This window comes from Zavarzinia sp. (assembly GCF_049306435.1).
Taxonomy (GTDB): Bacteria; Pseudomonadota; Alphaproteobacteria; order Zavarziniales; family Zavarziniaceae; genus Zavarzinia.
This window is the reverse complement of sequence record NZ_JBAQRT010000184.1, coordinates 1-7,171: the sequence shown is the minus strand read 5'-3', so window position 1 is coordinate 7,171 and position 7,171 is coordinate 1. Positions and strand designations below refer to the sequence as shown.

The window sequence follows — 7,171 nt, the reverse complement described above, 5'->3', positions numbered from 1 at the left end:
GGGCGGGCAGGGCCGGGCGGTGATCGGCCGCCTGCAGGACGCGGGCGCCATGGTGGCGGGCCATGCCGGCACCGGCATCCGCGAAGGCGCGACCGGGATTACCTGCCGGGCGCCGTCCTGATCGCCGCGGCGGCTCAGACCATCTCGGCCAGGATCTCGTCGGTCGTCGCCTGGCGGCAGTAGCCCTTGTTGAGGCGGAGCGCCCAATTGTGGCGCTCCTCGCTCTTGGTGGCGCAGGCGTCGGTCACGCAGATCATCTCGAAGCCACGGTCGGCGCCGTCGCGCACGGCAAGGTCGACGCATTGGTCGGTCAGGAAGCCGACCGCGATCACGGCATCGACGCCGAGGTTGCGCAGCAGATATTCGAAGATGGTCGAATTGAACAGGCTGGACGAGGTCTTGGGCAGCACGATCTCGTCGCCGACCGGCAGGACCGCGTCCAGCACCTTCGAGTCCCAGCCGCCCTTCGGATAATTGAAGTCGCTGACCTTGTAGTCGAGGCTGCGGTCCCGCCCGTCGAGGGTCAGGCTCTCGATCACCGTGTAGATCACCTCGATGCCGGTCGCCCGTGCCTTCCCGATCAGACGGGCGATGTTGGGCAGGGCGACCTGGTGCAGCCGGTGCTGGAAATAGGGCTTCTCTTCCGGGGTGCCGTCGTCGAGCAGGCCGTTCTGGGCGTCGATCACGATGATCGCCGTGCGCTCGGGCACGATCGGCAGGTCGCGGGTGCGATAGGGTTTCTGGACGGCCATGGCAAGCAACCTCACTCAGTAGACACGGGCATATCTGGCGGCGAGCGCGGCGAGGTCGAGCCCATCGACCGCGGCGATCTCACCCCGCTTGTGCATCAGGTAGGCGATGCGCATTTCCGAATTCTCGATCAGCACCTCGCCCGCCGCCTCCAGCGCCTCCAGTGCCTCCGAGAGGCTGGAGGGCAGGGGGCGGATGCCTCGCAGCGCCCATTCCTCCGCCGACAGGGCGCCCGGCCCGTCGAGGGTCGCGGGCGGCGCGGGTTCGTCCGCTTCCAGCCCGGCGATCCCGGCCCGGATCAGGGCGCCAAGGACGAGATAGGGACTGGCTGCGCCATCGGCCGCGCGATACTCGAAATTGAAGCCGCGCGAGACATCCTCGCCCGGCACGTCCGAGACCGGGCAGATGCGGACGAAGGCTTCGCGGTCGCGCCAGCCGAGGTTGGTGAGATTGGTGCTCCAGGAATTGGGCTTCAGGCGCTCGTAGGACAGCACGCTCGGCGCCGTCAGACCGCAGAGCGCGGGACCAAGGTCGAGGATGCCGGCGATGAAGCGGCTGGCGATATCGGAAATGCCATCCGGGGCGTCCCCGTCGTGGGACAGGGGCTTGCCCGCTTCGTCTTCCAGGCTGAAATGGACATGGACGCCATTGCCGACGATACCGGGCGTCACCACCGGCGAGAAACTGACCCAGCTGCCCTGGCGGAAGGCGAGGGCTTGCGTGACCTGGCGCAGCATCACCGCCCGGTCCGCCGCCTGAAGGGCGAGGGCGGGGCGCATGGTCGCCTCGATCTGGCAGGGGCCATATTCGGGCAGCACGGTCTCGGGCTCCAGCCCGGCGGCCTTCATGGCGGCGATCAGGGCATGGGGGAAATCACCGGCCCTGCGGATCGCGTCGAGCCCGTAGGAACCGCCCGGCCGCTCCGCCACCCCGCCGTGGAAGAATTCATGCTCGAAGGCGACGCGAAGGCGAAGGCCGAATTCCGCGCTCAGCCGCTCGACCGCCTGCTTCAGGTAACTCCGGGTGCAGCAGGACCAGGGCGCCCGGGCCATGTCGAGGATGTCGCCGATGAAGAAATGCTCGGGCACGCCGCCGTCCTCGAAATCGACCTTCAGCTCGGCGGCGGGGTCGGGCAGCAGGATCAGGTCGCCGCGCGGGCCGAAGGGCGTTGCCGGAATGGCGCCGAAGCAGTTGATCATGACATTGGTCGGGGTCCAGCCCACGCCCTTGGCCAGGCGATCCGCCAGATCCTCGGCCGGGAAGCCCTTGCCCCGGACCTGGCCGGCGAAGTCGCTGCAGACCGCCATGATGAAGGGATGACGCTTCACGGGAATCCCCTTGTTCCGACCGGGAAAGAACTTTGCCCCAAGGGAGACGGCGGAAGCAAGGCGCAGCCGGTGCCGCGGCGCTCAGCCGCCGGGGTCGAGCCGGATATGGGCGGTGATGACCAGCCGCACGTCGTTCGAAACGAAATCCTGATCGGCGGTCATGCCGAAATCGGCGCGCTCCACGGTGCCGGAGGCGACGAAATCGGCGACCTCGGCCTTGGTCACGGGGTCGGTGTTGCGCCCGGTCAGCTCGGCCTGAAGAATTTCGCGCCTTGTGATGTCGCGGATGGTCAGGTCGCCGGTGATCTCGACCCGGTCGTTGCCGAGGTCCTTCACCGAAACGGCCTTGAAGCGCAGCTGGGGAAAGCGCGCGGGGTCGAAATAATCCGCCGAGCGCAGCATGTCGGCGGCGAGGTCGGAGGGGACGGCGACGGAGGTCGTGTCCACCCGCACCTCGACCCGGCTGCGGCTCGGATCATCGAGATTGAGGAGGAGATTGCCCTCGAAACGGCCGAAGGTGCCAGCGGTCGAGAACAGGCCGAGATGATCGACGGAAAAGCCGATCGTCGTGGTGCCCGGCTGGATGCGGTAAAGGTCGCCGGCCAGGGCCGGGCCGCAGCCGGCGGCAAGCCCGGTCACAAGGGCGAGGATCGTGGTCGTCCGGTTCATCCCGACATCCTCCTGCGATGGCGTTGCCCTGCCGCTCCCGAAGGCAAAGTACCATGGTTTCGGCGATGGCACAGGGCGCCCGTGCCGAATTGTGAAACGAGGGCTTGGACAAGTGGGGTCCGAGTCCCTAAATAGAAGGCGTGGCGGGCACTGCTGCGCACGCCAGGCACTGCAATCCCTGGGGCCAATACCGACTCTACGGGAGCTGTCCCTTTCCGGGCCTTGGTCCGGGAACATGGCGCCCACCTGCTGACGCAGGCCACAGAGGATCGGAACGCCAGCGGCTTCGGTGGTCCCGCCACACCCTTTCCGGCCCCTCGCGCCGGATCCTCACCTTGTCGGAAACTGCGGGCGCCGGGCCGATGGATATCGACGACGAAAAGGCTGGCTTGCGAAAGCTGCTGCGCGAGAAGCGGAAGTCCGCGCGCGCGGCCCAGCCCGATGCGTCCGAGGGCCTGTCGGCGCATCTGGCCAGCGTTCCCCTGCCGGATATCGGCACCGTCGCCGGCTATGTCGCCCATGGCAGCGAGATCGATCCCCTGCCGGCCATGCGCGGGCTCGCGGCCCGGGGTTTCGGCCTGTGTCTGCCGGTCGTCGTGGCGCCGGGCCGCCCGCTCGAATTCCGGGGCTGGGCCGAGGGCCTCGCCCTCGAGGCCGGGGAATTCGACATTCCCGTGCCCGCGGCCGGCGCTGAAATCCTGCCCGACGTGGTGCTGGTGCCCCTGGTCGGTTTCGACCGCTCAGGGGGCCGACTTGGCCAGGGCGGAGGCTATTACGACCGCACCTTGCCGCGTCTGCGTGCGGCAAAACCCCATTTCATCGCCATCGGGCTTGCTTTTTCGGTGCAGGAAGTGGCATCCGTGCCCCGCGCGGCGAATGACGCCGCCCTCGACTGGATCGTAACCGAGCGCGAGACGATCGGAATCCGCCCATGAGGCTGCTTTTCTTCGGCGATGTCGTCGGCCGGTCCGGCCGCGACGCGCTGGCCAAACATCTGCCCGACATCAGGGCCCGGCTGAAACCCGACTTCATCGTCGTCAATGGCGAGAACGCGGCGGGGGGCTTCGGCATCACCGCGCAGATCGCCAAGGACTTCTACGCCCTCGGCGTCGACGTGATCTCGACCGGCAATCATGCCTTCGACCAGAAGGAAACGCTGTCCTATATCGGCGGCGACCCCCGGCTGCTGCGCCCGCGCAACTACCCGCCGACGGCGCCGGGGCGCGGCGCCGGCATCTTCGAGACGGCACAGGGCGGCCGCAAGGTGCTGGTGATCAACGTCATGGGCCGCATCTTCATGGACCCGCTGGACGATCCCTTCGCGGCGGTCGAGGCGGAATTGGCGAAGGTGCGTCTGGGCGCCACGGTCTCGGCGATCATCGTCGATGTTCATGCCGAGGCGACCTCCGAGAAGATGGCCATGGGCCATGTCTGCGACGGCCGGGTCTCGCTCGTCGTCGGCACCCATTCCCATATCCCGACGGCGGATGCCCAGATCTTCACCGGCGGCACCGCCTATCAGACCGATGCCGGCATGTGCGGCGATTACGACAGCGTGATCGGCATGGACAAGGCCGAGCCGGTGAACCGCTTCATCCGCAAGATCCCCGGCGGCCGCTTCGAGGCGGCCTCGGGCGAGGCGACGGTTTGCGGCCTACTGGTCGAGACCGACGACCGGACGGGCCTTGCCCTGAAGATCGAGCCGATCCGCGTCGGCGGCCGGCTGAAGCCCCAGTGGCCTCCCGACTGAAGGGCTTCGGACTGAAGGCTACGCTTTCCTACCAGATATGGTAATTTCCACCCCAATCGCTCGTAAGACTAGATCAGGGCTACGGTTCACCCGGCCCCTGGAGAGACATCATGGCAGGTCATTCCCAGTTTAAGAACATCATGCACCGCAAGGGCGCGCAGGACGCCAAGCGGTCCAAGATGTTCTCGAAGCTCGCTCGTGAAATCACCGTCGCGGCCAAGATGGGTCTGCCCGACCCGACCATGAACCCGCGCCTGCGCGCCGCCATCCTGGCCGCCCGGGCCGAGAACATGCCCAAGGACAATATCGACCGCGCGATCAAGAAGGCCGCCGGCGGCGATGGCGAGAACTACGAGGAAGTGCGCTACGAGGGCTATGGCCCGGCCGGCATCGCCGTCATCGTCGAGGGCCTGACCGACAACCGCAACCGCACCGCCTCGGAAGTGCGCTCGATCTTCACCAAGTTCGGCGGCAACCTCGGCTCGACCGGCTCGGTCTCGCATATGTTCAGCCGCGTCGGCCAGATCAACTACAAGGCCAGCGTCGCGGGCGCCGACGCCATGCTGGAAGCGGCGATCGAGGCGGGCGCGGAAGACTGCGTCTCGACCGAGGATGGCCACGAGGTCGTGACCTCGGTCGACGATCTCGGCACCGTGCGCGACGCCCTCGAGGAGAAGTTCGGCGGCGCCGATGGCGCCAAGCTGGTCTTCAAGCCCAGCGTCTCGGCCGCGGTCGACGAGGAAACGGCGCGCAGCCTCCTGAAGATGATCGACTATCTCGACGACAATGACGACGTGCAGAACGTCTACACCAACTTCGAGGTCTCGGACGAGATCATGGCCAAGCTCTCGGCCTGATCCGACCTCGGGGTTTCAGCAACGCAAGGCGGGAGACGGATGCGCATCATCGGACTCGATCCAGGACTTCAGCGCACCGGCTGGGGCGTGATCGAAGCCGTGGGATCGCGCCTCGTCCCCGTCGCCAATGGTGTCGTCACCTCCAACGCGGCGGATGAACTGTCCTTGCGCCTGCGTCACATCTTCGAGGGGGTGCAGGCGGTGCTCGCCACCTATGCCCCCGATGCCGCCGCGGTCGAGGAAACCTTCGTCAACAAGAACCCGTCTTCCACCCTGAAGCTGGGGCAGGTGCGCGGCGTCGTCCTGCTGGCGCCGTCGCTCGCCGGCCTGTCGGTCGCGGAATATACCCCCAATCACATCAAGAAGTCGGTGGTCGGCGCCGGCCATGCCGACAAGGGCCAGATCCACCACATGGTGAAAGTCCTGCTACCGACGGTGCAGGTGAATGGCGCCGACGCGGCCGATGCCCTCGCCGTCGCCATTTGCCATGCCCATCACGCCGCCAGCGACCGGGCGCTGGCCCGCGGACTGATGCTGGCGGGGGCGCGGCGATGATCGGCAAGCTGTCGGGCCGGCTGGACGAGACCGGCGAGGACTGGGCCATGGTCGATTGCGGCGGGGTCGGCTATGTCGCCTCCTGCTCGGCCCGCACCCTGCGCCGCCTGCCCGCGCCGGGCGAGGCCGTCAGCCTCGTGGTCGAGACGGTGATGCGCGAGGATTCGATCCGCCTCTTCGGCTTTCTCGACAAGGCGGAGCGGGACTGGTTCCGCATCCTGCAGACCGTGCAGGGCGTCGGCGCCAAGGTCGCGCTGGCGATCCTCGACGCGCTGGCGCCGGACGAGATTTCCCGCGCCGTCATGGCCGGCGACAAGGCCGCCCTCGGTCGTGCCTCCGGCGTCGGGCCGAAGCTGGCGCTGCGCCTCATCACCGAACTGAAAGACCGGGTGCCGGCGATCGGCGGCGCCTTCCTGCCCGGTCCCGAGACCGCCGCAGCCGTGCCCGCGGGCGGTAGCGCCATGGCCGAGACCGCCTCGGCCCTCATCAATCTCGGCTACAAGCCCGCCGAAGCCTCGGTCGCCGTCGCCGCCGCCGTCTCGAAACTGGGCAAGGATGCCGAGGTCGGCGCCCTGATCCGGCAGAGCCTGAAGGAGCTGGCGCGATGAGCGAGGAAAGCCGCGTCGTCTCCTCCGCCCGGCGCGAGGAGGACATGCTGGAGACCAGCCTGCGGCCGACAAGGCTCGACGATTTCGTCGGCCAGGCCAAGGCGCGGGAGAATCTGAAGATCTTCATCGAGGCGGCGAAATCGCGGGGCGATGCCCTCGACCATGTGCTGTTCTTCGGCCCGCCCGGCCTTGGCAAGACGACGCTGGCCCAGATCATGGCGCGGGAACTGGGCGTCGGCTTCAAGTCGACCTCGGGGCCGGTGATCGCGCGGGCGGGCGACCTTGCTGCCCTCCTGACCAATCTCGAGCCGCGCGACGTCCTCTTCATCGACGAGATTCACCGCCTCAACCCCGCGGTCGAGGAAGTGCTTTACCCTGCGATGGAGGATTACCAGCTCGACCTGATGATCGGCGAGGGGCCGGCGGCGCGCTCGGTGAAGATCGACCTGCCGCCCTTCACCCTCGTCGGCGCCACCACCCGCTCCGGCCTCCTGACGACGCCGCTGCGCGATCGTTTCGGCATTCCGGTGCGGCTGAATTTCTACGAGGTCGGCGAGCTGGAGCTGATCGTCCGGCGCGGTGCCCATATCCTCAATGTCGCCATAACGCCGGACGGCGCGCGCGAGATCGCCCGGCGGGCGCGCGGCACGCCCC

General features: G+C 67.8%; 9 protein-coding genes and 1 other RNA gene. 7 read left to right on the top strand and 3 right to left on the bottom strand.

The features are described 5' to 3' along the window. Positions 1-134 precede the first annotated feature (134 nt). The 3 genes from WAZ62_RS10280 to WAZ62_RS10270 all read right to left on the bottom strand — a co-directional run bounded on the left by WAZ62_RS10280 (position 135) and on the right by WAZ62_RS10270 (position 2,747). On the bottom strand, positions 135-752 hold the full coding sequence (locus WAZ62_RS10280) for an isochorismatase family cysteine hydrolase (RefSeq protein ID WP_422643431.1): 618 nt from the start codon (positions 750-752) through the stop codon (positions 135-137). Positions 753-767: 15 nt separating this feature from the next. Further along, positions 768-2,078, bottom strand: coding sequence for a hypothetical protein (locus tag WAZ62_RS10275; protein WP_422643430.1), 1,311 nt, complete (start codon positions 2,076-2,078; stop codon positions 768-770). Positions 2,079-2,159: 81 nt separating this feature from the next. After that, a complete protein-coding gene (locus tag WAZ62_RS10270) occupies positions 2,160-2,747 on the bottom strand; it encodes a YceI family protein (protein WP_422643429.1) in 588 nt (195 codons plus the stop codon). 144 nt (positions 2,748-2,891) lie between these two features. Here WAZ62_RS10270 and ssrS point away from each other — a divergent pair. The 7 genes from ssrS to ruvB all read left to right on the top strand — a co-directional run. Then, a non-coding RNA gene (gene ssrS / locus WAZ62_RS10265) (6S RNA) lies at positions 2,892-3,047 on the top strand. Positions 3,048-3,082: 35 nt separating this feature from the next. Continuing rightward, complete coding sequence (locus WAZ62_RS10260) at positions 3,083-3,682, top strand: 5-formyltetrahydrofolate cyclo-ligase (RefSeq protein WP_422643428.1); 600 nt, start codon at positions 3,083-3,085, stop codon at positions 3,680-3,682. Continuing rightward, complete coding sequence (locus WAZ62_RS10255) at positions 3,679-4,497, top strand: TIGR00282 family metallophosphoesterase (protein ID WP_422643427.1); 819 nt, start codon at positions 3,679-3,681, stop codon at positions 4,495-4,497. The genes WAZ62_RS10260 and WAZ62_RS10255 overlap by 4 nt, the downstream gene beginning before the upstream one ends. Positions 4,498-4,607: 110 nt before the next feature. Next, on the top strand, positions 4,608-5,354 hold the full coding sequence (locus tag WAZ62_RS10250; protein ID WP_422643426.1) for a YebC/PmpR family DNA-binding transcriptional regulator: 747 nt from the start codon (positions 4,608-4,610) through the stop codon (positions 5,352-5,354). Between the two features lie 39 nt (positions 5,355-5,393). Then, on the top strand, positions 5,394-5,909 hold the full coding sequence (gene ruvC / locus WAZ62_RS10245; protein WP_422643425.1) for a crossover junction endodeoxyribonuclease RuvC: 516 nt from the start codon (positions 5,394-5,396) through the stop codon (positions 5,907-5,909). Next, the gene (ruvA, locus tag WAZ62_RS10240) at positions 5,906-6,517 is read left to right on the top strand and encodes a Holliday junction branch migration protein RuvA (RefSeq protein ID WP_422643424.1); all 612 of its coding nucleotides are present in this window, start codon (positions 5,906-5,908) and stop codon (positions 6,515-6,517) included. The genes ruvC and ruvA overlap by 4 nt, the downstream gene beginning before the upstream one ends. Next, positions 6,514-7,171 (top strand): Holliday junction branch migration DNA helicase RuvB (ruvB, locus tag WAZ62_RS10235; RefSeq protein ID WP_422643423.1); only part of this gene is annotated, 658 nt, incomplete at its 3' end. The genes ruvA and ruvB, both read left to right, overlap by 4 nt.